Origin of the sequence: Peribacillus sp. TH27, from assembly GCF_016650915.1 — a bacterium.
GTDB lineage: Bacteria > Bacillota > Bacilli > Bacillales > DSM-1321 > Peribacillus > Peribacillus butanolivorans.
This window is the reverse complement of sequence record NZ_JAEKEV010000002.1, coordinates 5,137,623-5,163,903: the sequence shown is the minus strand read 5'-3', so window position 1 is coordinate 5,163,903 and position 26,281 is coordinate 5,137,623. Positions and strand designations below refer to the sequence as shown.

At 38.6% G+C, this 26,281-nt stretch carries 27 protein-coding genes and 3 pseudogenes; 1 reads left to right on the top strand and 29 read right to left on the bottom strand.

The genetic code is table 11. The annotated features are described in order from the left end of the window. Window positions 1-137: 137 nt before the first annotated feature. The 7 genes from JFU24_RS26335 to JFU24_RS26305 are packed head-to-tail and all read right to left on the bottom strand — an operon-like array spanning window position 138 to window position 5,746. A complete protein-coding gene (locus JFU24_RS26335; RefSeq protein ID WP_053346754.1) occupies window positions 138-1,118 on the bottom strand; it encodes a biotin--[acetyl-CoA-carboxylase] ligase in 981 nt (326 codons plus the stop codon). Further along, entirely contained in the window at window positions 1,103-2,296 is a 1,194-nt protein-coding gene (locus tag JFU24_RS26330) for a CCA tRNA nucleotidyltransferase (RefSeq protein ID WP_201223786.1), read from the bottom strand. Before JFU24_RS26330 ends, JFU24_RS26335 begins: the two co-directional genes overlap by 16 nt. A 13-nt stretch (window positions 2,297-2,309) precedes the next feature. Continuing rightward, window positions 2,310-3,449 carry an N-acetyl-alpha-D-glucosaminyl L-malate synthase BshA gene (bshA, locus tag JFU24_RS26325; RefSeq protein ID WP_201185626.1) on the bottom strand — a complete coding sequence of 380 codons (1,140 nt, stop codon included), beginning with the start codon at window positions 3,447-3,449 and terminating at the stop codon, window positions 2,310-2,312. Between the two features lie 4 nt (window positions 3,450-3,453). Next, entirely contained in the window at window positions 3,454-4,167 is a 714-nt protein-coding gene (bshB1, locus tag JFU24_RS26320; RefSeq protein ID WP_201185628.1) for a bacillithiol biosynthesis deacetylase BshB1, read from the bottom strand. Next, the gene (locus JFU24_RS26315; protein WP_053346758.1) at window positions 4,151-4,576 is read right to left on the bottom strand and encodes a methylglyoxal synthase; all 426 of its coding nucleotides are present in this window, start codon (window positions 4,574-4,576) and stop codon (window positions 4,151-4,153) included. The genes bshB1 and JFU24_RS26315 overlap by 17 nt, the downstream gene beginning before the upstream one ends. A 17-nt stretch (window positions 4,577-4,593) precedes the next feature. Next, window positions 4,594-5,394, bottom strand: coding sequence for a 4-hydroxy-tetrahydrodipicolinate reductase (gene dapB / locus JFU24_RS26310; protein WP_057217451.1), 801 nt, complete (start codon window positions 5,392-5,394; stop codon window positions 4,594-4,596). After that, complete coding sequence (locus JFU24_RS26305; protein WP_053346760.1) at window positions 5,387-5,746, bottom strand: nucleotide pyrophosphohydrolase; 360 nt, start codon at window positions 5,744-5,746, stop codon at window positions 5,387-5,389. The genes dapB and JFU24_RS26305 overlap by 8 nt, the downstream gene beginning before the upstream one ends. Before the next feature lie 168 nt (window positions 5,747-5,914). Here JFU24_RS26305 and JFU24_RS26300 point away from each other — a divergent pair. After that, window positions 5,915-6,786, top strand: a pseudogene (locus JFU24_RS26300) (YitT family protein). Window positions 6,787-6,926: 140 nt separating this feature from the next. Here JFU24_RS26300 and JFU24_RS26295 read toward each other — a convergent pair. From JFU24_RS26295 to folE, 22 genes and pseudogenes are all read right to left on the bottom strand, one after another. After that, window positions 6,927-7,601, bottom strand: coding sequence for a zinc metallopeptidase (locus JFU24_RS26295; protein WP_053346762.1), 675 nt, complete (start codon window positions 7,599-7,601; stop codon window positions 6,927-6,929). Between the two features lie 83 nt (window positions 7,602-7,684). Further along, complete coding sequence (gene ypjB, locus JFU24_RS26290) at window positions 7,685-8,470, bottom strand: sporulation protein YpjB (RefSeq protein WP_053346763.1); 786 nt, start codon at window positions 8,468-8,470, stop codon at window positions 7,685-7,687. Between the two features lie 116 nt (window positions 8,471-8,586). Further along, a complete protein-coding gene (locus JFU24_RS26285) occupies window positions 8,587-9,183 on the bottom strand; it encodes a DUF1405 domain-containing protein (RefSeq protein WP_201250708.1) in 597 nt (198 codons plus the stop codon). 181 nt (window positions 9,184-9,364) lie between these two features. Further along, window positions 9,365-10,132, bottom strand: a complete 768-nt coding sequence (locus JFU24_RS26280; protein ID WP_053346765.1) for a menaquinol-cytochrome c reductase cytochrome b/c subunit — start codon at window positions 10,130-10,132, stop codon at window positions 9,365-9,367. Window positions 10,133-10,187: 55 nt separating this feature from the next. Further along, window positions 10,188-10,862, bottom strand: coding sequence for a menaquinol-cytochrome c reductase cytochrome b subunit (qcrB, locus tag JFU24_RS26275; protein ID WP_053346766.1), 675 nt, complete (start codon window positions 10,860-10,862; stop codon window positions 10,188-10,190). 3 nt (window positions 10,863-10,865) lie between these two features. Further along, window positions 10,866-11,372 carry a QcrA and Rieske domain-containing protein gene (locus JFU24_RS26270; protein WP_053346767.1) on the bottom strand — a complete coding sequence of 169 codons (507 nt, stop codon included), beginning with the start codon at window positions 11,370-11,372 and terminating at the stop codon, window positions 10,866-10,868. A gap of 160 nt (window positions 11,373-11,532) precedes the next feature. Then, window positions 11,533-11,966, bottom strand: a pseudogene (locus JFU24_RS26260) (YpiF family protein). A gap of 188 nt (window positions 11,967-12,154) precedes the next feature. Then, entirely contained in the window at window positions 12,155-12,706 is a 552-nt protein-coding gene (locus JFU24_RS26255) for a ReoY family proteolytic degradation factor (protein WP_053346769.1), read from the bottom strand. Between the two features lie 42 nt (window positions 12,707-12,748). Beyond that, window positions 12,749-14,020: a tetratricopeptide repeat protein gene (locus JFU24_RS26250; protein WP_201185632.1), complete on the bottom strand. Its 1,272-nt coding sequence runs from the start codon at window positions 14,018-14,020 to the stop codon at window positions 12,749-12,751. 396 nt (window positions 14,021-14,416) lie between these two features. Further along, the gene (gene aroA, locus JFU24_RS26245) at window positions 14,417-15,703 is read right to left on the bottom strand and encodes a 3-phosphoshikimate 1-carboxyvinyltransferase (protein ID WP_201185633.1); all 1,287 of its coding nucleotides are present in this window, start codon (window positions 15,701-15,703) and stop codon (window positions 14,417-14,419) included. A gap of 26 nt (window positions 15,704-15,729) precedes the next feature. Next, window positions 15,730-16,833: a prephenate dehydrogenase gene (locus JFU24_RS26240; RefSeq protein ID WP_201223782.1), complete on the bottom strand. Its 1,104-nt coding sequence runs from the start codon at window positions 16,831-16,833 to the stop codon at window positions 15,730-15,732. 47 nt (window positions 16,834-16,880) lie between these two features. Next, entirely contained in the window at window positions 16,881-17,993 is a 1,113-nt protein-coding gene (hisC, locus tag JFU24_RS26235) for a histidinol-phosphate transaminase (protein WP_201185635.1), read from the bottom strand. Window positions 17,994-18,076: 83 nt separating this feature from the next. Next, entirely contained in the window at window positions 18,077-18,445 is a 369-nt protein-coding gene (aroH, locus tag JFU24_RS26230; protein ID WP_309557864.1) for a chorismate mutase, read from the bottom strand. Window positions 18,446-18,470: 25 nt separating this feature from the next. Continuing rightward, entirely contained in the window at window positions 18,471-19,550 is a 1,080-nt protein-coding gene (gene aroB / locus JFU24_RS26225) for a 3-dehydroquinate synthase (RefSeq protein WP_053346776.1), read from the bottom strand. 3 nt (window positions 19,551-19,553) lie between these two features. Next, a pseudogene (gene aroC, locus JFU24_RS26220) lies at window positions 19,554-20,727 on the bottom strand (chorismate synthase). Between the two features lie 247 nt (window positions 20,728-20,974). After that, window positions 20,975-21,748, bottom strand: a complete 774-nt coding sequence (locus JFU24_RS26215; protein WP_201223781.1) for a CheR family methyltransferase — start codon at window positions 21,746-21,748, stop codon at window positions 20,975-20,977. Window positions 21,749-21,932: 184 nt separating this feature from the next. Further along, window positions 21,933-22,379, bottom strand: a complete 447-nt coding sequence (gene ndk / locus JFU24_RS26210) for a nucleoside-diphosphate kinase (protein WP_034308008.1) — start codon at window positions 22,377-22,379, stop codon at window positions 21,933-21,935. 96 nt (window positions 22,380-22,475) lie between these two features. After that, window positions 22,476-23,438, bottom strand: a complete 963-nt coding sequence (hepT, locus tag JFU24_RS26205) for a heptaprenyl diphosphate synthase component II (protein WP_201250707.1) — start codon at window positions 23,436-23,438, stop codon at window positions 22,476-22,478. 28 nt (window positions 23,439-23,466) lie between these two features. Beyond that, a complete protein-coding gene (locus tag JFU24_RS26200; RefSeq protein ID WP_201223780.1) occupies window positions 23,467-24,183 on the bottom strand; it encodes a demethylmenaquinone methyltransferase in 717 nt (238 codons plus the stop codon). Between the two features lie 3 nt (window positions 24,184-24,186). Beyond that, a complete protein-coding gene (locus tag JFU24_RS26195; protein ID WP_201185642.1) occupies window positions 24,187-25,017 on the bottom strand; it encodes a heptaprenyl diphosphate synthase component 1 in 831 nt (276 codons plus the stop codon). 250 nt (window positions 25,018-25,267) lie between these two features. Beyond that, complete coding sequence (gene mtrB, locus JFU24_RS26190) at window positions 25,268-25,516, bottom strand: trp RNA-binding attenuation protein MtrB (RefSeq protein WP_053346782.1); 249 nt, start codon at window positions 25,514-25,516, stop codon at window positions 25,268-25,270. A 19-nt stretch (window positions 25,517-25,535) separates the two neighbouring features. Next, entirely contained in the window at window positions 25,536-26,102 is a 567-nt protein-coding gene (gene folE / locus JFU24_RS26185; RefSeq protein ID WP_053346783.1) for a GTP cyclohydrolase I FolE, read from the bottom strand. Window positions 26,103-26,281: the final 179 nt, after the last annotated feature.

Sequence of the window (26,281 nt, the reverse complement as noted above, 5' to 3'; positions counted from 1 at the left end):
CCAGTACGCTGGATCAAGGCAGATTTTCAAATAATTTGGTATTTATGGGGGTGCAGTTCACATGTGATACTGCCCACTTGCATTATATCAAGCCAAAATCAAAAATTCTATTTATTTTTCACAGATTTGACAAAAATCTACTGAATTTCAATGTCTGCTGAATAAATCGAATGTACGGTTCCCTTTTTGTCTTCAAGGAGCAGAACACCAGCATCTGTTATTCCCAATGCTTTTCCGACAATTGTATCATTAACCGTACTCGCTTTAATAACCTGTCCCAGGCTGATGGCATAACTCTCCCATAGACCCTTTATTGGCATAAAGCCTTCTTGTAAATATAGATCATACAAATTTTCTAAACGAACCAACACACGTTGTATAACCTTTGACCTTGAAACCGTTTCTCCGCTTTCTATGAAAAGAGAAGACGCTTTCTCCTGCAGATCTTCTGGGAAATCTTCAATTTGTTGATTGATATTCATACCAATTCCGATAATGACAGAATGAATTCTGTCCGATTCTGCCTGCATTTCTGTCAGAATGCCAGTTACTTTCTTTCGATTTATCAAAATATCGTTCGGCCATTTGATTTGAGGTTGTAAATCCGTTATATCCTCTATTGCCTGAACCACGGCAACCGCGGCCAGTAAAGTCAACTGAGGAGCCTCATGAAGTGGAATCTTTGGTCTTAAGATTAGACTCATCCAGATGCCACTGAATTTTGGAGAATGCCAAGATCTCATGAGTCTTCCTTTTCCAGATACTTGTTCCTCGGCAACAACAAGAGTCCCCTCCTGAACTCCTTCATTTGCAAGTTGATGGGCAATTTTTTGAGTTGATTCTACAGATTCCTGATAGTGAATCATTTTCCCGAGTTTTTTTGTTTCCAAGCCAAGCTGTATTTCACTTTCTGACACTTTTTCCGGTGTTGAAATAATCCGGTAGCCTTTTTTGCGGACAGCTTCAACATTATAACCTTCACTGCGCAGGTCTTCTATATGCTTCCAGACAGCCGTGCGCGAACAGCCTATATATTCAGCAATTTCTTGACCGGATATAAATGCACCATTCGCCTTTGAAAGGGCTTCCATCAGCTTTGTTCTTAAATCAGATTGCATTTCTCCAGCCACCTCTTAATTTCATCTTTTTCATTTCTTAATTCTGCATTCAAAACAGCTTTCAAAATCAATTCCAAGTTTTCTTTCACCCATGGACCCGGTCTTTCTTGACGCCATTTCAGTAAGTCCGTACCCGTTACCGCAAGATCAGACATTTGTTTAATTATTAATTCATTAAATCGTTGATGAATAACCTTCTCTGCATCCTTAACATTTCGTCCTGTTAAGACAGCTCGGACTTTAGCAGCTTGGACGGCTTCAATCTGACCTGCCTGAAATATTTCGAGAGCAGAATTTTCAAACGGTGGTTCTTTCTTTGCTAACTGAATAATACGTTGGACACTTCTAATTGTTTTTAGCGGCAGTTTCCACTCTCTTAACGCCACTTCAATATCCTTGGCATTCGTATAAATCATGATAACAGACCATAATTCTGCCGCTTTTAAGTGATGAAGCGGCAGATTTAATAACTGCTCCAAATTTTCTTTTTGATTAGAAAATTGGGGCAAGTATTGGTATAACCCGCTCTCTAGTAAGAGCGAAAGAGCCCTTGTCTTGTAGGCTCCAGCTAAAAGTTTTTCAAATTCAATGAGAATTCTTTCGATTGCAATTTCGCTAATGATTGGTCCATTCTCTTGAAGTGAATCAAAAGTTTGCTGATCCAGTTCGAAATCAAGCTGGCTGACAAACCTTAATGCACGCATCATTCTCAAAGCATCCTCATGAAATCTTTCATGAGGATTGCCAACCGTGATAATTCTTTTTTGTAACAAATCACGCTTTCCGTTAAATGGATCAATCATATTCCCAGACTTATCCATAGCAATCGCATTCATCGTAAAGTCTCTTCTCTGTAAGTCTTCGGTCAAAGAACGGACAAATTGCACGGAATCAGGTCTGCGAAAGTCCGTATACCCGCTTTCCGTTCTAAATGTCGTAATTTCGTACGTACCAGACTCCGCAATTACAAGCACCGTTCCATGTTCGATTCCGATATCTGCTGTTTTAGGAAAGATCCCTTTAATTTCCAGAGGTGTAGCAGAACTAGCGATATCCACATCATTGATGGGCCTGCCGAGTATATAATCTCTTACAGAACCACCCACAAAATAGGCTTCGAATCCTGCTTTTTCAATCAATTCAAGAATGGGTACTGATTTTAAGAATAACTGATCCATCAGCATCCCCTCCTTATTCAATAGAATTAGTTTCGAGCGCTTGAACATAGATTGCTTCATACTCTGACATAATGGTATCTGAGTGAAATTCAGTATTGGCCCTTTCTAGAGCAGCCTCAGAAAAACGTTTATGTAAAATAGGGTTGCTTAAAAGTCCGACAGCCTTTTCAGCTACCATTTCGACGTCGCCCAATTCACAAATATAGCCGGTCTTTCCGTCAACAATAACCTCTGGAATCCCTCCTACATTCGTTCCTATACATGGAACACCACATGCCATTGCCTCAAGAAGTACAAGTCCAAAACTTTCTTTTTCGGATAGCAGTAAAATTAAATCACTAATTGAATATAATTCGGCAAGGTTGTCCTGCTTCCCCAGGAACAAGACCTTTTCTTCGATTTCAAGATCTTTAGCCAACTTTAATACCGTTGTTACTTCCGGGCCGTCTCCTACGAGAAGAAGCTTAGCAGGTATTTTCTTTTGAGCTAAAAAGAACGCTTGGATAACATCTTTAACCCGCTTGACTGAACGAAAATTTGATACATGAATGATGACTTTTTCTTCATCTTGGATACCGTATTCGTCCCGTAAATATTCTGAATTGGTTTTATGATAATCCCTTTCATCAATAAAATTATAAACGGTTTTGATTTCCTTTTCCGGAGAGATTAACTCATGTGTTTGTTGCACGAGCGAATTAGATACACCTGTAACAACATCTGATTGTTCAATCCCAAATTTTATTAAATTGGATAGTGAAGGGTCATGGCCTAGCACAGTAATGTCTGTACCATGAAGAGTCGTGACGATTTTAACTTTATTTCCTGACATCTGCTTTGCAAGAATCGCACAAACCGCATGTGGAATGGCATAATGAACATGGAGAATATCAAGTTTTTCCCTCTTCACTACTTCCGCTATCTTACTCGCAAGCGCAAGGTCATAAGGTGGATATTGAAAAACAGAGTAAGAGTTGACTTCCACTTGGTGATAATAAATATTATGGTACATCTTATTTAGGCGGAAAGGGAGGCTTGAAGAAATGAAATGAATTTCATGTCCTTTTTCAGCAAGCATTTTGCCCAATTCAGTTGCAACGACACCCGAACCTCCTACTGTAGGGTAGCAGGTAATTCCAATTTTTAATTTCATAAGATTATTTTTCCCCTAACAAATCGGCTTCGATCAGCAACGGTTTTTTTGACATAAATCCTTCCGCATAAGCGACACCCACTTCTTTGCCGAACATCTTTTCCCTTGCTTCTACTGTCTCGATATATCCGTTCACAAGCGGTGTCTCCACCGTTGTATTACTTTTTTCGAATTGACTTCCATATGCTCTAAGACTGTCCAATTTTTCCGATATAGAAGAGGTAATGTCAACGACAAAGTCAGGTTTGTGAAAACCATTTATCATAAAATAGTACATATTTTGGACACGATGAGCTTCAAGACCATCTTCATCCAAATACTTTCTAACCCCTGCTGAAAAAACTGCTTCTTCAACTAATTTTGCACAATTCCCATGGTCAGGATGACGGTCTTCCCAAAAAGGGGCAAATACAAGTGTAGGTTTATATTTGCGAATAACCGTTATAATTTGATTTATGTATTCTTCTTTCATATATAAACCACGGTCGGGTAAATCTAGGGATATTCTCTCCACCCCTAGGATTTCCGCTGCCTTAGCTGCTTCCTTTTGCCGTAATAGAACGGTACCGTTGGACGACATTTCCGCTTTTGTCAAGTCACAAATGACGATGTCCTTACCCTGTTGCGCATATTTAGCAATCGTACCACCCATACCAATTTCAACATCATCCGCATGTGCCCCGAAAGCGAGGATATCTATATTACTTTTGTTTGTCATTTATCTCACCTTGTTTTTTTCGTAGTTTAAGCCAGTCCATATATCCATGTTTCAAACCCTGAATAAGTACTTCTGCCGTTCCCATATTTGTGGCCAATGGAATTTCATATACATCGGAGAGCCTTATTAGTGCTGATACATCCGGTTCATGTGGCTGCGATGTTAATGGATCTCGGAAAAACAGGACCATATCCATTTCACCACGGGCAATCATTGCCCCGATTTCCTGGTCTCCGCCTAGAGGTCCCGAATGGAAACGATGGACAGGCAATGATACTTCTTCCATAATTCGTTTCCCCGTTGTACCAGTAGCAAATAATTCATGTTGTTGAAATACAGCTTTATAGGCTGTTACAAATTGAATGATATCTTCTTTTTTCTTATCATGGGCAATTAAGGCAATTTTCATCGTATTCCTCCTAATACCTACTCGATAATATTTTCTAGTCCATATACAAGTACATCCAATTTCATGACTGAATCAACAGCAAGTTTAACTCCTGTCATAAATGACGCGCGATTGAATGAATCATGGCGAACCGTCAATAGCTCTCCATCACTCCCGAAAAGTACCTGTTGATGAGCAACAAGCCCCGGTAGACGAACACTATGGATATGCATGCCATCTATATTTGCTCCTCGAGCACCTTGAATGGTTTCTTTCTCATTCGGATGACCCTGTTGTTTTGTCTCACGTACTGCAGCTATCATATCTGCCGTTTTAGCAGCTGTACCTGAAGGGGCATCCAATTTTTGATCATGATGCATTTCAATGATTTCTACATTCGGGAAGTACTTTGCAGCCATTTGTGAGAACTTCATCATCAAAATAGCCCCAATTGCAAAGTTTGGAGCGATAATACATCCAATACCTTTTTCCCTAGTTAACGAATCCAGCTTTGCTAAATCTTCTTTTGTAAATCCTGTTGTTCCTACAACAGGACGGATACCATGATTCAGTGCTGTTTCTGTATGATACATTCCTACTTCAGGTGTAGTTAAATCAATCAATACGTCTGCATTTACAGCCGAGAAGCATTCGTTAATATCGGAAAAAACAGGTGCTTCAATTCCTTGAAAACCATCAATATTTGAGAGGCTTTCCCCGTTATATTTACGGTCTATAACAGCTGCTAATTCAAACCCTTCTGTTCTATGTACTAGCTTCACCGCTTCATTACCCATTCTGCCACGAGGTCCAGCTACAATCACTCTTACTTTACTCATCCTTTACTTCCCCCTCTACATTCTCTTCTTTTTTTGTCCATCTGTCTTTATCACGTGTTGCAAACTTATGCATGACCGTATCGTGCGAGCTTTGAAGGTCAATACCAAGTGAATTAGCAAAACAAATTAGCACAAATAGCATGTCACCCAATTCCTCTTCAACCGTATTCTCATTTTCAGTTGATTTCTTAGGTTTTTCACCATGGTAATGATTGACTTCTCTAGCCAGTTCACCAAGCTCCTCTGACAAGCGTGCTAGCATAGCCAAAGGGCTGAAATATCCTTCTTTGAATTGTCCTATGTATTGGTCGACTTCTGCTTGCATTTGTTGGATCGTCTTTTGCTTTTCCATTTAGTCACCCATTCTTGATTTTCGTTAATAAACATTATACCTTCTTTATGTTAGCTAAAAGTGAATCATATGACAACAGATACGTTCGGTAACAACAATTGCCCATAGTTGGTTAATTAGTTATAATAAGTAAATTAACCGCATTCAAACGTTTTGGAGGTAAAAGACATGCTTTTCGGCTTAAAATTGAAAAACACTATATTTATCCTTTTTGGAGCTGGAATCTTCGCATTTGGCCTCGTACATTTTAACATGCAAAATAACTTGGCAGAAGGCGGTTTCACTGGTCTCACCTTGATTATATATCAACTTATTGGGATAAATCCTTCTTATTCTAATTTGGTTTTAAATATCCCATTATTCTTAATAGGGTGGAAATATTTAGGGCGGACTTCTTTTTTTATACAATCATTGGAACCGTTGGTTTATCCGTTTGGCTATGGGTATTCGAAAGATATCAAATCGAAATAAATCTCGGGAATGATTTGATGCTGGTGGCATTGTTTGCCGGGGTCTTTGTTGGTGTTGGGCTAGGTATCATCTTCCGTTATGGCGGGACAACTGGCGGCGTTGATATTATTGCCCGATTTGCCCATCGATATTTAGGAATGGGCATGGGCCGGACCATGTTTATTTTTGATGCCATTGTTATTGGCCTATCCATTCTCACCTACTTGGATTACAGGGAAGCGATGTATACCCTAGTGGCGGTATTCATCGGTGCGCGGGTTATCGACTTTATGCAGGAAGGAGCCTATGCGGCTAGAGGAGCAATGATTATCAGCGAGAAAAATGAGGAAATTGCTGATAAAATCATGAAAGATATGGAGCGAGGAGTAACAGTCTTAAGGGGGTATGGATCATATACAAGAACTGATCGAGAAGTTCTATATTGTGTTGTCGGTAAAAATGAGCTCGTTCGCTTGAAAAATGCCATCACTTCAGTGGACCCTCATGCTTTTGTATCTGTAAGTGAAGTGCATGACGTATTAGGTGAAGGCTTTACCCTAGATGAGAATAAGAATCCAATCGAACGGTAGTATCAACTGTGAAACCATTACAAATACATCATTTTACATGATTCCCCGAATAGTGAAGTTTTATAAGTAGTATTAACTAAACCCGGAATATATCGTAAACGAATAAAAAGAACTCCATCATGAGATGGAGTTCTTTTTATTTAATCTTCTTCTCTCATACCTGTATACATAAGCAGAAGTCGAACTAGTTCAAGCACGGCTACAAGAGCGGCAGCAACATACGTCATCGCAGCTGCACTTAATACTTTTTTCGTTTCTCGTTCTTCATCATTACGGATAACTCCTACAGAAACGAGTTGATCCATTGCCCGAGAGGAAGCATTAAACTCCACCGGCAGCGTGATTACTTGAAATAATACTGCAGCTGCCATAAATACGATACCCGCTATTAATAAGCCTGGGATTCTGGCTAACACCCCGATTAAAATTAAAATCCAAGATATATTGGAACCAAAGTTAGCGACCGGTACTAACGCATGGCGAAAACGTAAGAACGCATAAGCTTCTTTATCTTGAATCGCATGTCCCACTTCATGGGCTGCAACTGCTACACCGGCAACAGAATGCCCATGATAGTTATCCGTCGATAAACGGACCGTTTTATCTCTTGGGTCGTAATGATCTGAGAGCATTCCAGGTGTTTCTTCGACCCTGACATTATATAAACCATTTTGATCCAAAATGGCTCTCGCCGTTTCAGCACCATTCATACCCGAAGAAGCAGATACTTTTGAATATTTTTTATACGTACTTTTCACTTTCATTTGTGCATAAATCGGGATTAAAATGATAATCGCCAAATAAATGAAATACATGGTATCCTCCTAAAACTATTATTACTCTCAATTCTATGGAATGAATGCTACCATGTCAAATATAGAGTTCTCTTCACTTACCTTCAATCGTTATGCTCTTTTCTAGGTTTTTCTCGATCTCCATTATATTTTCTCCAGCCGACGTAAGAAAGAGTCATTATTATAATACTGCCAGTAGTTATGATAACCCACCAAAGGGAAGGATCTGCATCGTCTTCTCCCATATCATTAAAAATAGACGTTAATTCATTTTGCAATGCATCCAGCTCTTTTTGGCTATCACTATCTCTAATTACTTCAGGACGGTATTGATTAATGTATTGAATCCTAGTATCCAGTTGCTGAATCTTTTCTTTAGAAAGGTCGACTTTCAAGCTTGGATATATCATTTCGTATTGTGAAAGGAATAAGTTCAATTGATTATTAAATGTTATTGTGTCTTGATGGATCGCGGCATCCTTTGTTTGCCTGAAGGAATTCATCATTTGATCCTCCATCTCGGTCCAAAGAGGCTGATGCGTTGACTTCACAGCATCCACAACAAGCCTAAATTTTGTAACTGAATTAACCTTCTCAGAATCTCCCTTATTCAAATCCTTTATTGTCATCAATGCTTCATTATGAGCTACAGTAATAATTCGAAGTTCGTCCATGTCAAGAATTTGTTCTTTCGCTGTCTCTTTTATAAACTGGTCAGAAAAAAACGTAAGCATCTTTTCCGAATCTCCGTATCGCTTCAACTTTGTCATTTCCAACGCTCTATCGGAAATGTTATCTAATTGCTCCAAACTTGAAGAGGATTCTGCATAGACAGGGAAATGTAAGACGACAAATAAAACAGCAATGGTTAATATGAATTTTTTCAACATGCTACTCGTCCCTCCTCATATCTCTACTAAAACGATATGAAACAAAAAACATGAGTAGACCTTGTTCATCATAAAAAGTTAACCCCGCACTCAAAAAATGAATGCGGGGCTAACTATTAGTTGATCATTGAAAGAGTAAATCGCTTTTTTCTAAAACCAAAGTACCATCCAACAAAGATAGAAAGAATACTTAGCCAAAAGGTAAAATAGCCTATTGAATTCATATAGACCAATAAATCACGATAAATAGGCATCATTTCAAAAACGTAATCAATAATATCATTATGTATGGTCCAAATCCCTGCTACAATCAAATGCCAAGGTTTTATTCGATAAAATGGTGAATATAAAATCCCTTGAATCGCCATACCCAAATGAGAAGCCATTAACATATAACCTTCCCAAGGCAATGAACCTGTTGTCATTAATGTCAGTATATTCATCACAACTGCCCATAAACCATATTTGAATAGGGTTATAATCGCCAATGCCTCCATAAGGCCAAAGTTTCTTTTCAAAAGAAACCCCAGTAATACAAATACAAAAAATAGGCTAGCAGTCGGGCTGTCTGGTACAAAAGCTAAAAAAATAGTCGGTGTGTTTGCTAATTGACTACCATACCAATAATATCCAAATAAAGTTCCGAATATATTAACCATTAATAGCAAAAAGAGCATTTGCCGATTTGCAAGCCAGCTGTAGATAATATTCATTCTTTTTACCTCTCTTACTATTCTCAATACAACCATTTTACAGTTCCTGATCTTTAAATCCAAGTTTTCATTTCAATTTCTTATCAGATTCTTTTCAATTTTCCAATAAAAAAGCCGACAACCGTAGTCGTCAGCTTTTCCATTCGGCAGCATATGAAAGAAAATGCTGTCGATAGATACTTTATTTTGCTGTTAAACCCGAAACAAATTCAGCTAATGTTGCCAATTCTTCATCAGAACCTTTGAACATACCAGCTGGCATAGCACCTTGGCCTTTGCGAGCGATTTTAGAGATTTCTTCTGGCTTTAAACCAGTGTCAATCAAGCTCGGTGCACCTGCACCACCTGTTAACTCAGCTCCGTGGCAACTAATACAACCACTAGCATCCATAAGTTTATAACCTTCGCTGTCTTTATCAATGTCTGCACCTTCTACGATTGCACCTTGCTTCTTAGAAGCTTCCCAGTCGTGATGGGCTGCAGACTCCCATGTCAGATAAAATACACCAGCCATTGCTAATAACATAAAACCTACAGCAAATGGACGTTTTGCTGGACTACGCTCTGGACCACGGTCTAAAAATGGTGCCAAGAGCAATGCTCCGAATGCTAGTCCAGGTATAACGAGAGCCCCGATTGCATTATACGGACCCGATGCATAAGTATACTTAAGTAATTGGTAAAGGAATAGGAAATACCAGTCAGGTAGCGGAATATACGCTGTATCTGTCGGATCTGCTATTCTTTCTAATGGAGACGGATGTGCAATTGTTAGGCACAAATAGCCAACAAGAAATACAGCTCCGACCATCCATTCTTTTAAAAGGAAATTAGGCCAAAATGCTTCAGTTTTCCCAGGATATTCTGAATAATCTTTCGGAATATTCGGTTTACGGTTCGCGGAGATACGCGAGTCACCTACGAATTTCATACCTTTCCCACGATGCATTGAACAATCCCCTCCTTTATGAAAAGGTTTTTATGATTCTCAGTTCATAACTCTTTTATAGTGGACCTGAAATACCTTGTTTCCGGATCATCAAGAAATGAGCCGCTAGTAAAGCAAATAGTGCTGCAGGCAGGAAGAATACATGAATTGCGAAGAATCGTGTTAATGTCTGTGCTCCAACTATTGTTGGATCTCCTGCTATCAATGTCTTAAGTGCTGGTCCCATTAGCGGTACCGAATCGACAATTGTCAAAGTAACCTTTGTTGCAAATAGCGCTTTCATATCCCATGGCAGTAAATAACCTGTTAATCCTAATGCCAGCATAATAAAGAAAATTAATACGCCGACCATCCAGTTCAATTCGCGCGGTTTTTTGTAAGCTCCCTGGAAGAAGACACGAAGAGTATGTAAAAACATCATAACAATAACTAGACTTGCTCCCCAGTGATGCATACCACGGACAATTTGACCGAAGGCAACTTCATTTTGTAGATAATAAACAGATTCCCAAGCGTTTTTAATGTCCGGTACATAGTACATCGTCAAGAACATACCCGACAATATTTGGATGACCGTGATAAAGAAAGTTAACCCACCAAAACAATATACGAATGCAGAAAAATGATGCGCGGGGTTAACATGTTCAGGAACCTCATGGTCAGCAATATCCCGCCATAATGGCGTAATATCTAAACGCTCGTCCACCCAGTCATATAACTTTGTTAGCAATGTTTACGCCCCCCCATGCGGTTTTAGTTGACCCAAATAAAGAATTCCATCTTTCTCTTTCGTGTCATAGACATCCAAAGGTGAAACCGGTGGTGTCCCTTTCACGTTCACACCATCTTTCGTGTACCTGCCATAATGACAAGGACAGAAAAATTGATTCGGATTAGACTTATCCGTATTCCATGCTACCGTACAGCCTAAATGTTTACAAATTGGAGATAAAGCAACGATATTGCCGTCTTCCATTTTATAAACCCAAGCTGTATTTGTTTCTTCAGACTCATACCACCCGTCGACCTGCTTAAAACTAAAGTCAACACGGGTTGGTTCGGTAGTCAGTTCACTTACCTTTTGTTTAGTTGCAATGTAATCCCCGCCTTTATCTGCTGATAATACTGGATCAATTGCAAACCTAACCATAGGCATCAACATACCGGCCGCCATAAATCCACCAACGCCAGTAAGTGTGTAATTAAGGAATTGACGTCGTGAAACATTATGCTTGCTCATGCGTTTTCCCCCCCTCTATTACTATACTGAGAGCCCAAAGGACCAATAAATAGCAACACTATAAAACTAGGACATTTCCATGATATCTCAATAATTTACCAAGGTCAATATTTGTAAAACCCAAAAGGTGGCAACTATGTGTCAAATAATGCGAAAAATCCTACTTTTTTTCATTTTTCCAATTATAAGTGAAAATATCAAGGATCTGGAGAACTTGCTGGTTAATCATTTCCCTAGCTTGGTTATTTTCTAGGGTTTCAAGAGGGATGGCTGGAATCCATACTAAATTATGTTCTAATTCCCGCTCTTCCTTTTTCCATTCAATATCTGATGTAAGAAAAAAATATGTTTAAAATTATTTTCTTTCACTTTGTTAGTCCAACGCTTTAATAAATCAATCTTATCCTCCTCATCACTCAAATAATGAAAAGTTGGCATTAAAAGAATTCTTCCTTTCATCTGCTTTTCAATTTCCGAGCTTAAAATGGTAAGAAATTCATTCATTGAACCAGTTTGCTTAATTTGACTTCCAAATGTTATGGGAACCAAAGGAATTAAAACCGTATCCACATACTCTTTTGACTGGATATACATATCCAGATCTTTTGCTGTCCACTTCATATTTTTTCTTCACTCCCGATTTATTAAATCAACTCCTTATCATTTTACCATTTTTTTATTACATCTTTACCATATACCTATAGTCTTTACAAAAATGTGGATTTTATCAGCGTTTTATAAAAAATAAAAACCTTTCCTGATTACGGAAAGGTCGTTTTAGTTCATCCAAGTACTTTTAATTGATTTAGTTGTTCGGTTAAGTTCTTAAATGCCTGTTCGTCATGTTTATCGAGCGCTTCATCAATTTCCTTAAGTAGACGATCCCTTTGGAAATACAGCATACTTTTTTCCAAAAACTGCTCAGCCAGCAGCTGATCTTTTTCATTTGCAGCCGTGGATTTCGGCATGAAAGGGTTATTCTCAAGCACTGCTGCGTACTGATATGAAGAATAAGCGGATTTAAAATTGAGTTGAATATAAATATCTTCATCCCGGTTTAAGCGGATATCATGAAAAGATTTCTCTGCATCGGTCGTCATAATATTGGACTTATAGAACCTAAAAGGAACCTCTTCTACACAATGTGTCGACATAATTAATCCGCGTGGACAATATTGTGCATTTTCTACAAAATGAACCTTTTTCATTAATTGATCATGACTCATTAAATAATTTAATATCCAAACACATTCTCTTCTTTTCAGTTGATAATGATTTAAAAACCACCGAATAAAATCCTTTTTCTCATTCACAGAAACAGGGGCAGCCACCATGAATTCCCTCCTCTGTCTTGATATTATTTTATTTTCTCTTATCTACAATTCCTCTGGACTTTCGCCAAGCCGTTCCAAAATCATCACATACTCATCGTTTGCTGGGTTTAGCTCAAGCAGCTTATTAAATACTTCTCTAGATGTGGTTCTGTCTCCTTCTTCAATTAAAAAGAAACCATAGTTTTCAAGAAAGTCTGGATTGTTCTTGAATGAATTATATGCTTTATGATAGCAGGTTAATGACTCTTTAAATTGTTCGGTGTGTTGATAACATACGGCAGCTATCCATTCAAACTGCGGATCATCCTCACCGTATCTTCTAACCTCGCCAATACACTCTAAGATATCTTCATATCTTTCGTGGTGCATATACAGTTTCAAAAGAGTAAGTGCAGCTTCCAAATAGCCGGGATCAATGGCAAGAGCCTCTTTGAATAAATTTTCTGCTTCACTATCGAGTCCGCTTTTTAAGGCTATTTTACCACCGAAGAAATAAAGCTCCTTATTGAATTCATCAGCCTTGATACCTTCTTTGACCGTTTTCAAAGCATTTTCCAAATCTTCAAGATGTTCATAACTCTTGGCCAAGTATAAATATAGGGAATGATATTCATGATCCAATTCCTTCAATTCGATAAACTTACGCACGGCGGTTTCATAAAGACCTGCTTGAAAAGCTGTAAATGCATACTCAAATAACGTATTTATTTCGAGCCCGTCATTTAGAGCCTTTTCAAAGTACGGAAGGGCCTCCTCAAACTTCCCAGAGCTGCTTAATGCTTCAGCTAGTCGTTGATTGACATTAACTCCAGCAATTTCTTGTTCCTGTTCCAAAACCTTTATGTAATTTGCAATGGCTTCCTGGTCTCTTCCTTGGTGATAGAACAGTTCACCTAGTGCAAAATCAATGATGATCTCATCTGGTAGTATTCCCTTTGCCTGCAACAATTTTCGTTCACTGACCTCATCCATCCCCTGTAATTGATAAAGGTCTGCTTCCAAAAGCAATGCACTTGGATATACTTCATCATCTACACTTACTTTTTCAAGCATTAACATCGCTTCATCTTCTTGATCCATATCAATCAAAATTTCAGCTAATGAAACAATCAATTCTCCTTCATCAGGATATAGTTCTAGTAGATGCTCAAAAAGATCTTTTGCCTCCTCTACAAAACCAAGCTGGAGCATTTCTTCAGCCAGAATCAAAATGTCCTCGGCTGACTCTGATGATTTAATTCGATTTATATGTTTAAGAGCCTCTGTTAATTCCCCTTTTTTTAAATGCTGAATAACTTGATCTACTGTGTTCATTGCTGCTTCCTTCCTTTTTGCATAATAAACTTAGTCTCTAGACAAACACTCTCACGTGATAGTGTTATATTCTCTTCCATAAAGTACAAAATGTTGCATCTAATCGTGAGGTGCATAGTAAAAACAGTATTCATTAGTTTACCATACTGCAGCCCTGTATTCCATTGATGAAATTCTCCCCCCATTCTTATTAAAAAAAGGTTAATAGTTAATTCTCCATACAAAGGTAAATCTCCTTTTTGGTGATAATCACCTTTTTTATAATTCTAAGGAGTTATTATTAGAAAAGAGGCTATAATGATAGCGCTTACAACAATTTCGAGAGATTAATCTAAGAAAAAAAAAATATAAAAAAGTCTGCAGACTCTAATAAGGTCTGCAAACTTCTTTAAATCTTTACTGTATTAAATGAGTCAAATGCTCAAAAAATTGTGGATATGAGACATCAATTGCATCCGGATCCTCAAGTTCCACTTTCCCATCTGTGATCAATGCCGCTACAGCCAGCATCATCCCAATACGGTGGTCTCCATGGCTTGTAACCGTGCCACCATTTAGTGCTTTTCGTCCCTTGATAATTAAACCGTCTACAGTCGGCGTTATATCCGCTCCAAGGATGGAAAGCTCGTTGGCTACCGTATCAATTCGATTGGTCTCCTTCACTTTAAGCTCTGCTGCGTCCTTGATCGTCGTTATTCCTTCCGCCTGGGTGGCCAAAAGTGCAATAACTGGTATCTCATCGATTAGGCGCGGAATTAGATCACCGCTGATCGTTGTTCCTTTTAAACGAGAGCTTCTGACAGTAATATCGCCTGCCGGTTCACCTTCACTCGATTTCTTCTCGACCGTTATATCTGCCCCCATCGCTTTCATAACTTCGATGATACCTGTTCTTGTCGAATTAAGGCCCACATTCTTCAGAACAATTTCACTATTTTCTGTAATTGCAGCAGCCACCATAAAGAACGCTGCAGAAGAAATATCTCCCGGCACATGAATATTGGTTCCTTTGAACACTTGGTTGCCTTTTACTTTTATCGTTTGACCGTCTTTTTCGATTTCCCCGCCAAACTGCTTGATCATTCGTTCCGTATGATCACGAGTCTCTTCCGGTTCGACAATGATTGTCTCCCCTTCTGCCTGCAAGCCTGCAAGGAGTATAGCTGATTTGACTTGTGCGCTTGCCACAGGCAATTTATAGCGAAACCCTTGTAATTGGCCACCCCTTATGAAAAGCGGCGTGTATTCGGCTCCTTTCCGGCCATCAATGTGTGCTCCCATCTGACTGAGAGGATTCACTACTCGCGTCATCGGGCGTTTAGCTATTGATTCGTCACCTACTAACACAGCCGAAAAATCCTGTCCAGCCAAAATACCCATCATTAATCTGATCGTAGTACCAGAATTTCCGACATCAAGTACTTCACGTGGTTCCGTCAAACCATTAAAACCTTTGCCTTCAATACGGACTTGCTGCCCATCTTGTTCAATGTTTACTCCAAGCTGTTTAAAACAGGAAATAGTACTTAAACAATCTGCTCCAGGCAGAAAATTAGTAACTGTCGTTTCACCCTCGGCAAGGGCTCCGAACATAATCGAACGATGGGAGATAGACTTATCTCCTGGTACAGCAATCGCACCACGTAATGATTGAATGTTCGTTTTTAAACTTTTTGTATTCATACAATCATCCTTCGACTATTATTTTATTATGCCAGAATTGTTTCATATTCTGTATGTCTTGAAATGCATTCCGATGCTTTAATACGGTCTACATCCGTTTGGAAGCTGATAACTAGAACACCGTATATTTCTTCCCTAGTTTCAATAATTCTTATGTTTGTTAAACTGATTCCTTCTTGAGCCAAATATCCGGTAATTTCAGAAATTACACCAGCATAATCCGGTACATCAATATATAAATCATAAAAGGCAGGGATGGCGCCTTTCGCATGCGTTGGCAAATCATCTCTAAAAGTCTTTGCATCCTTAAAGAAACGCAGAATCTCTTCACTATCTTCATTTTCTACAAGCTCTTTGACATTCTCCATTTCCTTCAGCCAATCATTCATTAATACCAGTAACACATCACGATTATGTAACAAAATGTCACGCCACATTTCCGGACTGCTTGAGGCAATTCTCGTAATGTCTCGGAATCCTCCAGCTGCAAGTCTAGAGATCAGCTCATTTTCCTTACTATATGTCTCTGCCTGTTTAACCAACCCGGAAGCAACAATATGTGGAAAATGGCTGATTACTCCTGTCAGTCTATCGTGGGTACTAGGTGTTACTACCAAAAAGTTCGCTCTTGTGCCAATTAACCATTCTTTTAACTGCTCTATTTTACCTTCTTCTACAGTTTCATCTGGAGTAAGTAAATAAAACGCATTCTCAAATAAATGCAGTTTGGCAGCCCCTGCACCGCTTTTATGAGACCCAGCCATTGGGTGACCACCGATGAAGGCCACACCTTTATCTATCAATGGTCTTGCCGCATTTACGACTTTATCCTTTGTACTTCCCGCATCAGAAATGAGGACATCCCTTTTCAAATCCAACTCAGCTAATTTCGCTAAAATCTGGACGGTTTCATTTACGGGAACTGCCAGCAGAATTAAGTCAGCGTCACACGCTCCCGCTTCAAGAGAAGATACTGAATCATCAATGATTCCCAGTAGCCTTGATAGTTGAATATTCTTTTCGCTTAGATCCATTCCAACAATCACAGCTTCAGGATGTGCATGGCGTACAGCCATGGCCAAAGATCCACCAATTAGACCTAGACCTATTACAAAAACCTTTCCCTTCACACTTCTCTCCCCCGCTTCTTTTTGCTCCTCTATGCTTGCTGAAACGATTAAAGAAGGGAATTAGAAGGCGTAGCACCTTCATTTAAGAAAGATTTGATAGCGTTAATCATTCCTTCATTTTCTTCTGTTGAACCAATCGTTACACGCAGACTGTTCGGGAAACCGAACGATTTTCCAGACCTTGCAATGTATCCACGCTCTAGCAAATATTGAAATACTACATCCGCATCCTGTTTGAAATGTATGAAAATAAAATTACCTTGTGATGGGTAATAAGCTAGATTTTCCTTACTGCAAAACTCATAATATTGTTTGAGTCCTTTTTGGTTCTCAGTATTACACTTTTCAATAAAAGCTTGATCTTCCAGAGCAACAATAGCAATCTTTTGTGCGAAAGTATTGACATTGAATGGTTCTCGGGATGGGTCGAGCTTCTGAATAATATCATCATCTGCCAATCCGTACCCGACCCTAAAGCTGGCAAGACCATAAATTTTTGAAAATGTGCGAAGTATAATCAAATTCTTAAATTTATTGATCCATTGATTTGTTTTCGGGTAATCCTCAGCCACTGCATATTCACAATAGGCTTCATCCAATACGACAAGAACATCATTCGGTACCTTTTCAATGAATGTTAATAAATCCTGTTCCGGAATGTATTTTCCTGTTGGATTATTAGGTGTACAAACCCAGACAACAGCAGTGTTCTCATCTATCGCTTTTAACATACCTTCTAAATCATGTGCTCCGTCAATATGAGGAACTTCTCTGATTTCCGCGCCTTCAAGTGTAGCATTATGGCGATACTGCGAAAAAGTGCCTGTTGCCATGACGGTGTTTTTACCAGCTCCCAATAGGCTTCTAGAAATGATTTGAATGTTCTCATCAGACCCATTTCCAAAAATAAGCTGTGTTTCTTTTACACCTGTATGCTTTGCAACAGCTTCTCTAAGCAATGTTGCATATCCATCCGGATAGATAGCAAAAGAATGGGTTGCGTTCTTAACGCTTTCTCTGACCTTTTCAGAACAACCAAAAGGATTTTCATTTGAAGCTAATTTTGTGATTTTTTCAAGACCGTACATTTTTTTTACTTCATCGGTTGATTTCCCAGGTTGATAAGACTTCAAGGAAAGGACCGCATCATTCCACTTCATGTCATTCACCTCTATATTTTTATCACTTTAAAGTAAGAAAGTGTGAGAATAGTATATCATATTCTTTTTCCTAAAATCATATCTTATATATTATTTGTCAAATCCGGCCGCAATACGACAGCTCCTGCTTGATAAACATGTTGTATCTCTTTTTGAGATTTTGTTGTATTTACATGAATCATTACCCGTATACAAGATGGAAGGGAGTTGCTTACTGGTATTTCTTGCATGCACGTTACTGGCACATATGTCCAACCCTCAAATTTACGTAGGGCTTTGGCTGGAAAGACAGAGCGTATCTCATCCGTTGCAGAAAAAAATACAGAGGCAACCATATCAGGATCAATCTCGTTGACCCGAATGATTTCTGCCATCAACTGCTCAACAGCAGCAATCACTTCCATTTCTGTGTCCTTCTCTACTGTTGTTGCGCCCCTTATTCCTCTTATCACACACAGTTCCTCCATTTCCTGTATTTTATTTCATTTCAATCATTTCCTCTATCAGCACAGAGTCGGCTATATCCATTAATAATGGAGACCCCAATTGTTTAAGCAAGACAAAGGTAGCACCTTCATTGATTGATTTTTTGTCTGTTTTCATTAAATTAAGTAAGGTTTCTTTTTCAAGTTGTAAAGGAATGGTTGTTTGATAACCTAAAGAAGATACCCAATTAATAAACTCGTCAAGTTTAAAATCAAGACCCTGTTCTCTGCTGCTTAATTTAAGAGCATATACCATCCCGATTAAAATGGATTCACCATGCGTAAAGTTTCCATATCCCATAGAGCCTTCCACAGCATGTCCAAGTGTATGACCGAAATTTAAAAAAGCACGAATCCCCATTTCTTTTTCATCTTCTTCGACAATGGACGCTTTTATGCCAATACCTTTTGTAATCATCGTTAAAAATTGCTCATCTGTTATATTATTCAAATCAACAATATTCGACTTTAACCATCGATAAAACTCTTTATCTGCTATCAAGGAATGTTTAATGACTTCAGCAAAACCCGACCGTAATTCTTGAAGTGGGAGAGTCTGCAAAAATTCAAGATCATATATGACTGCTTCTGGCTGATGAAAGGCCCCAATCATATTTTTTCCAAGAGGGTGATTGATGGCAACTTTGCCGCCCACAGCACTATCATGGGCGAGCAGAGTCGTCGGAACCTGGATAAATGGAATCCCTCTCATAAAAGTAGCCGCAACAAATCCAGCCAGATCACCGACTGCACCACCACCAAGGGCGATAATCAATGACTTGCGATTAAGTTGTTGAGATAAGCAATAGCTTTGGCATTCATAAAACACTTCAAACGTTTTAGCATGCTCTCCTTCCGGTACAACATAGTGCAGGACCGGTTTTCCCGTCTTAATCAGAGCTTTTTTCACAGTTTGTAAATGAAGTTCAGCTACTTTCTCATCGGTTATAATCAAAATCTTATTTAGTTGATTTAATTCATGGGTTATAAAATCGGGAAGCTCGTTAATCGCCTGTTTACCAATTAAAACTGGATACTGCTTGGAAGCCGTTTTTATTTGCATGGATTCCATAGTTTAAAACTCCTTTACTTCTTCCCGATAAGAGTTCATGTATTCTGCCAATTGCTCATAACGATCTGAAGGGAATTGATCAACAATCGCTGCTGCAAGTTCCCAAGCTACTACAGCCTCGGCAACAACAGCAGCAGCAGGAACTGCACAGCTATCGGAACGTTCGACACTTGCTTCAAATACTTCCTTTGTATCAATATCAACACTTTTCAACGGCTTATATAAAGTAGGAATTGGCTTCATAACGCCACGAACAATAATAGGCATTCCAGTTGTCATACCGCCTTCAAAACCGCCAAGGCGATTGGTTTTACGGTAATAACCATTTTCTTTGTCCCAAACAATTTCATCATGAACATCACTGCCAAAACGGTGGGCCGCTTCAAACCCAAGACCTATTTCTACCCCTTTAAACGCATTAATACTCATAATCGCTGCTGCAAGCTTTGCATCTAGTTTACGGTCATAATGAACATAACTTCCTACGCCCACTGGCATTCCTTCTACAATGACTTCAACGATGCCGCCAATCGAATCCCCTTTTTGTTTCGCTTCATCAATTGCATCTTTCATCTGCTGCTCTACGTTTTTATCAAAACATCTGACTGAAGATTCTTCCGTAACTTGCTGTAATTGCTGAATTGTTTCATATTGTGGTGGTTCAGCCTTTATTCCACCAATTTCCAATACGTGTGATGCCACTTCAATCCCCAATAACGACAATAACTTTTTAGCGACAGCACCGGCAGCAACCCTTACAGTCGTTTCACGGGCTGATGAACGTTCCAATACGTTTCTTAAATCACGATGCCCATATTTAATACCGCCGTTCAAATCTGCATGACCAGGACGAGGACGAGTAATTTTACGTTTGATCTCCTCAGCTTCTTCCTCTGAAAGTCCTTCACTTCCCATAATTTTAGTCCAATGTTTCCAGTCGTCATTCTCAACAACTAAAGCAACCGGTGACCCTAGTGTGTAGCCATGTCTGATTCCCGAAGATATAAAAGCCTGATCTTTCTCAATCTGCATTCTTCGTCCACGACCATGCCCTTTTTGCCGGCGTCCTAACTCTTCATTAATATCCTCATTCGTAATCGGCATCCCTGCCGGTAATCCCTCAATAATAGTAGTCAGTCTGCGGACCATGTGATTCTCCCGCTGTTAAATATCTCATCTTCCAGCCCCCTTTTAGCACTTTAAAGTGTATATGTATCAATATACCACAATTTTATGAAATGTGGGTATATGTAAAACGTAAAAACCTTTGTTGTTTGAATTTATTCACTTTTCATTTTATTTTACATGTTCTTCAACATTTTCGATATAGTTTAATCTCTCTTATCATAGACATACAGTCTCTGTTTTTTTATAGCAAGTAAAACGAAAAAGGACTGAATGCATTATCAGCCCTTGTATACTATTTACCTTTTTTTATAAAAAAATGTGTCAATCGTTTCAAACTCATATTTTCCGGGATTAAATATTTGCTCTGTACTTCCTACAAAAAACACTCCCCCACTTTTCAATGACGCACTGAATTTATCATATAAAAGACTTTTGGCATCTTCAGTGAAGTAAATTAAAACATTCCTGCATACGACTAAGTCAAATTCTTGATCAAATCGATCTGCAAGAAGATTATGTTTCTTAAATGTGACTCTTCGCTTAATTTCATCATCAACGCGATAAAAATCCTCTTCTTTTATAAAGTATTGCTTTTTTATATCAGCAGGTACTTCATTCAAGGAACGCTCAGGGTAAACTCCCAATTTCGCACGTGCTAATACATTCTCATCTAAATCCGTCGCTAGTATCTCTATCTGGCTTAAGGGAACAAGATTGGATAAAATCATTGCAATCGTGTACGGTTCTTCACCAGTTGAACAGGCTGCGCTCCATATTTTCAACCTTTTTTGGCTTTCTAATAAAGAGGGAAGAATTTTTTTCTCCAATACTTCCCATCTTTTCGCGTTTCGATAAAACTCTGAAACATTAATTGTCATTCTGTCTAAAAATTCATTTAAAACGTTGGGTCTTGTTTGAATGTCTTTATAATATTCACGAAATGAGTGATAACCTCTTTTTTCATAAAGAGAAGTGAGGCGCCGTTTCATTTGTCCTTCCTTATATAATGACAAATCAATGCCTGTCAACATTTTGATTTTTCGAATAAACTCTTCATATTCTTGAGGCATACCTACAACTCCCTTTGTTTTAAGTAGTTCTTCTCTTTATATATCGGAAAGGGCTGAAAATTCTTAAAAAAACAGTTTTTACGACCAGTGACAGTTAAAATTGTCAAGAATTTAAAAAAAAAAAAGCAGGTACTATCGCATAAGGGCGACAGAACCCGCTTTTTTAAAATTTATTAACTAACTATTAATAAACCCACTCGTTAACTAGTTTAGAATATTCAACAAGTTCTTCTTCTTTGAAGAATAAACCGATTTCACGAACAGCACTTTCAGCTGAATCTGATCCGTGAATGATGTTTTTGCCTACAGTTACTGCAAAATCTCCACGAATTGTAGCTGCTGCTGCATCTTTAGGATTAGTAGCGCCCATCATTTGACGTGCAGTTGCGATTACATTTTCACCTTCCCAAACCATTGCGAAGACAGGACCTGAAGTGATGAAGTCCACTAATTCGCCAAAGAAAGGACGTTCTTTGTGCTCACCATAATGTTGCTCAGCTAGTTCTTGAGAGATAACCATTAATTTTGCTCCTGCTAGAAGGAAGCCTTTCTTTTCAAAGCGGGAAACGATTTCACCGATTAAATTACGTTGAACGCCGTCAGGCTTTACCATTAAAAATGTTCTTTCCATAATTGTCACTCCTAATATGTATCATTGTTATTTGCCTATATAAGGCAATCCTTTTAGAATATTACCATTGTTTGATGAGTTTCGCAACTCCAAGTCCTAAAACTTTCTTTTTCCGATATTTTTCGCTATATCAGATAATGTTTTCCTTGCCTTAATAGCAGGAAGACCTTTCAACTCTGAAAAAGCTTTTTCTAAATACATGTCACTGATTCTAGCAGCTTGCTCAATGGCGCCTGAAGATTTGATAGCATTGATGATATGGATCAATTCGTCTTTAGACGTATCTTCCCGAACTGTTTCGATAAGCCTTTTCAACTTTGGATCTTCCATCGCAATCAATACTGGTAAAGTAATGTTTCCTTGAATCAAATCGCTTCCAGCCGGTTTCCCAAGTTCCTCTTCCGAAGCAGTAAAATCCAAGATATCATCAGTAATTTGATATGACATCCCGACATAATAACCAAATTTAAATAGCTTTTGATGAATTTTCTCATCGACACCCGCTGAAATAGCTCCCAACTGGCAGCTAGAAGCAATGAGTAATGCTGTCTTTCGTTTGATTCTTCGGAAATAAATCCGCCAATTTTGATTAAAATTGTATTTATCTTTAATTTGCTCGATTTCTCCAAGGCATAGTTCAACCATAGTATCCGCGAGAATTTGATGCGCAAGCGGCGACTCAATTACTGCCATCATTTCTAGTGCCCGTGCAAAAATGAAGTCGCCTGTATACATGGCGACACGATTATCCCATTTTGATTTTATAGTTGCAGATCCCCTGCGTAAGTCCGCATCATCAACAACATCATCGTGTACGAGAGAAGCAGTATGGATTAGTTCCAATGTTGCTGCAACATGCTTTACGACATGAATATCATAATCGCCAAACTTCGCACCCAAAAGGACGAATACCGGACGAATTCGTTTTCCGCCGGATTGCAGTAAATGCAGTGAAGCTTCCCTTAAAACAGTGGAGTCTGCTTCAATTGCGGCTTCTAGTTCTTTTTCTATTAATTGCAAATCTGTATTCAAAAAGGAATACATCATTTTAAATTTCATACATTTCACCCAGCTTTGTCCATTGCTATTATGCTTTATTTGAAGGCTTGTACCCGAAATGTGTTGCTGCAACACCACCGAAATGGGCCTTGTAACTGACATTTTCCATTCCTGCCTGTTTGAACATACTTTCAAGCTTTTTCATGCCCGGGAAATCGCGCGCCGATTCCTGCAGCCATGAATATTCGTTATAGCTTTTAGCGAATAGTTTGCCAAACACGGGCATTATGAAACGGAAATAAAAGTAATAGCCCTGTTTAAATCCAAGCATTGTTGGCTGTGAGGTATCGAGGCAAACAACCATTCCATCCGGCTTGACAACACGGTTTAACTCTTTGAGTACTTGCATGTAATCAGGAACATTCCGCAGCCCGAAACCGATTGTGACATAATCAAAGCTATTATCCTCAAAAGGAAGTTCCATTGCATTCCCATGCATTAGAGAAACTTGATCTAACTTGAGTTCATTCACCTTTTGTTCGCCGATTTTCAGCATATTTTTACTAAAATCCAGACCAACAACCTTTCCTTCAGGTCCTACTTCATTAGCAAGGGCAATGGTCCAGTCCGCTGTTCCACAGCATACATCAAGTGCATGGGCGCCTTTTGGGACTTTCATTATAGCCATTGTAGCCTTCCGCCATTTAAGATGCTGCTTAAAGCTGATGAGGGAATTCATCTTGTCATAATTACCGTAAATCTTTTCAAAAACATGATGAACTTTTTGCTCTTTAGACTGCTCCATGACTCACCCTTCTTTCACGTAAGAAATTGCTTCACTCTCTGTTTGTTTCAAGATTACGTTTACTCTTTGAAGTAAATCGTCATTCTTAGTTACTAGCTTCTGCATCGAAAGCTTTACGGATTGCCTGGCATCCCTCAGACACTTATCAAATTGAGTCCGTACCTGTGCTTCCTTTTCTGAAGTTAGAACATCATTACTATTCGAATCATCAAAAGATATGTCTCTTAAGACATCAAAAACTACCGATTGGCCTGACTTTAGATAGTTTCTCATCTCAGCATGCAGCCGATTCAAAAGAAGCAGGTCTTCTGAAATGTCAATCCAGGCAGGTTGATTATAATAATCAGCCAATTTATAAATCAGCGAAGCCTCGATCGCTTTAATTGTCGTTATAAGCGTTGGAACATCCTTAATGGACCGTTGTTGATAAAGAATGATTTTATGATCATTTATTTTTTTTATGGCGCTTGATAGTATACGAATCATCTCAACATTACCAACACCGGCAAGCCCTTGATAGTATAAGCCACTATAATAATCACCAGCAAGTACTTGTAATTGCCGATTTTTCAATTCCTCAGGCAACTCTATTCCTTCGCCCGAATTTGACACTATTTCATGGGTATCAAGAGCTATTTGCACTAGCATAGTTGAAATAATGTATTGATTCCGTTCTTCGCTTAAAACGTCCAAATCGTTAAACAATCCCCAAAGCAATAACAGTTTATCGTCGTCTAAGCTTGGCTTTTGAATATATTTCAATAAATATGGATGTTGAGCTTTGGTTTCTATTAATTGTTTTAATTGCCTTAAGTCGTTCGTTATGTTTAACAATTGAGATCACCCTTGCATCCCCGAAAGATAATTTTTTTTCATACATATTGGTTTCTGTCTGTGAAAATACACATTATTATACCATAAAAACAATCAGATGAAATGGACAACGTTTATAAAATGAAACTTCCATAAATAAGGAAACCATCGTCTTATGTTCATTCAAAAAAATGGATGCGGGAAATTTACAGCTTGTTAAAACGCGATATCAGGTGATTGATTTAAAACATAACCAATTAGGGACAAGATTTTACTTGTCAGAAGGATTCTTTTTCGAATCACTTTCAACCTCACCGAATGGAGTATAAATCTTTGCATGTCCTCTTATTTTAATCGCAGAAGTGTGCTCTGTGAATTGTGCGATCATCACTTCCCCTGAATCGAGTTTTTCAGAGTGATGAAACTTAGTATCCGTTCCTCTAGTTAAACCGATGACATTTACACTATCCTCAATAGCTTTAATTACCACAAAATCATTCAAGATCTTTTTTTCATTCATTTTCTAACCCCCTATATCCTTAGTCTTTAATGAATGCCAGTACTTCAGCTCTTGTACGATGATCCTTAGCAAAAGTTCCTCTCACAGCTGAAGTCACTGTTTTAGACCCGGGTTTTTTGACACCTCTCATTGTCATACACATATGTTCAGCCTCTACTACCACCATTACACCATGAGGTTCAAGCTTTTCCATTATGGAGTCCGCTACTGTTGAGGTGATGCGCTCTTGAAGTTGTGGACGCTTTGAAACCGCCTCTACAGCTCGGGCTAACTTACTTAAGCCGGTAACTTTCCCGTTTTTCGGGATATATGCTACATGAGCTTTTCCGTAAAAAGGCACTAAATGATGTTCACAGACTGAGTAAAATGGGATATCTTTTACAAGGACAAGTTCCTCATGGTCTTCTCCAAAAACAGTATCAAAATATTCTTTTGGATCCTGAGTAAGTCCCGAAAAAATTTCTTCATACATTCTTGCTACACGGCCAGGGGTATCAAGCAGTCCTTCTCTAGTAGGGTCTTCCCCAACAGCCTCAAGAAGCATTTTCACCGCTTCTTCAATTTTGGCATGGTCAACATTAGCCATTTAAACTTACCTCCTAAAAATAAATAAAATAGTATGTATTCAGAAAAAAATGCATGGAGTTTCACCCTGACATTCATATTTCCTATTTTTAAAGCAACCTAAGCCTAACTGAAATGTATTAGCTTAAAGCGACCTCTAAACTTAGTTTTGTCGTGATTGATTTTTTCATAATGGTATAT

Excerpts from the sequence above, each read along its gene's own strand:
- JFU24_RS26335 (WP_053346754.1), bottom strand. The coding sequence starts at position 1,118 with ATGCAATCTGATTTAAGAACAAAGCTGATGGAAGCCCTTTCAAAGGCG.
- JFU24_RS26330 (WP_201223786.1), bottom strand. The coding sequence starts at position 2,296 with ATGGATCAGTTATTCTTAAAATCAGTACCCATTCTTGAATTGATTGAA.
- bshA (WP_201185626.1), bottom strand. The coding sequence starts at position 3,449 with ATGAAATTAAAAATTGGAATTACCTGCTACCCTACAGTAGGAGGTTCG.
- bshB1 (WP_201185628.1), bottom strand. The coding sequence starts at position 4,167 with ATGACAAACAAAAGTAATATAGATATCCTCGCTTTCGGGGCACATGCG.
- JFU24_RS26315 (WP_053346758.1), bottom strand. The coding sequence starts at position 4,576 with ATGAAAATTGCCTTAATTGCCCATGATAAGAAAAAAGAAGATATCATT.
- dapB (WP_057217451.1), bottom strand. The coding sequence starts at position 5,394 with ATGAGTAAAGTAAGAGTGATTGTAGCTGGACCTCGTGGCAGAATGGGT.
- JFU24_RS26305 (WP_053346760.1), bottom strand. The coding sequence starts at position 5,746 with ATGGAAAAGCAAAAGACGATCCAACAAATGCAAGCAGAAGTCGACCAA.
- JFU24_RS26295 (WP_053346762.1), bottom strand. The coding sequence starts at position 7,601 with ATGTATTTCATTTATTTGGCGATTATCATTTTAATCCCGATTTATGCA.
- ypjB (WP_053346763.1), bottom strand. The coding sequence starts at position 8,470 with ATGTTGAAAAAATTCATATTAACCATTGCTGTTTTATTTGTCGTCTTA.
- JFU24_RS26285 (WP_201250708.1), bottom strand. The coding sequence starts at position 9,183 with ATGAATATTATCTACAGCTGGCTTGCAAATCGGCAAATGCTCTTTTTG.
- JFU24_RS26280 (WP_053346765.1), bottom strand. The coding sequence starts at position 10,132 with ATGCATCGTGGGAAAGGTATGAAATTCGTAGGTGACTCGCGTATCTCC.
- JFU24_RS26270 (WP_053346767.1), bottom strand. The coding sequence starts at position 11,372 with ATGAGCAAGCATAATGTTTCACGACGTCAATTCCTTAATTACACACTT.
- JFU24_RS26255 (WP_053346769.1), bottom strand. The coding sequence starts at position 12,706 with ATGGTGGCTGCCCCTGTTTCTGTGAATGAGAAAAAGGATTTTATTCGG.
- JFU24_RS26250 (WP_201185632.1), bottom strand. The coding sequence starts at position 14,020 with ATGAACACAGTAGATCAAGTTATTCAGCATTTAAAAAAAGGGGAATTA.
- aroA (WP_201185633.1), bottom strand. The coding sequence starts at position 15,703 with ATGAATACAAAAAGTTTAAAAACGAACATTCAATCATTACGTGGTGCG.
- hisC (WP_201185635.1), bottom strand. The coding sequence starts at position 17,993 with ATGAAGTGGAATGATGCGGTCCTTTCCTTGAAGTCTTATCAACCTGGG.
- aroB (WP_053346776.1), bottom strand. The coding sequence starts at position 19,550 with ATGGAATCCATGCAAATAAAAACGGCTTCCAAGCAGTATCCAGTTTTA.
- JFU24_RS26215 (WP_201223781.1), bottom strand. The coding sequence starts at position 21,748 with ATGCCTCAAGAATATGAAGAGTTTATTCGAAAAATCAAAATGTTGACA.
- ndk (WP_034308008.1), bottom strand. The coding sequence starts at position 22,379 with ATGGAAAGAACATTTTTAATGGTAAAGCCTGACGGCGTTCAACGTAAT.
- hepT (WP_201250707.1), bottom strand. The coding sequence starts at position 23,438 with ATGAAATTTAAAATGATGTATTCCTTTTTGAATACAGATTTGCAATTA.
- JFU24_RS26200 (WP_201223780.1), bottom strand. The coding sequence starts at position 24,183 with ATGGAGCAGTCTAAAGAGCAAAAAGTTCATCATGTTTTTGAAAAGATT.
- mtrB (WP_053346782.1), bottom strand. The coding sequence starts at position 25,516 with ATGAATGAAAAAAAGATCTTGAATGATTTTGTGGTAATTAAAGCTATT.
- folE (WP_053346783.1), bottom strand. The coding sequence starts at position 26,102 with ATGGCTAATGTTGACCATGCCAAAATTGAAGAAGCGGTGAAAATGCTT.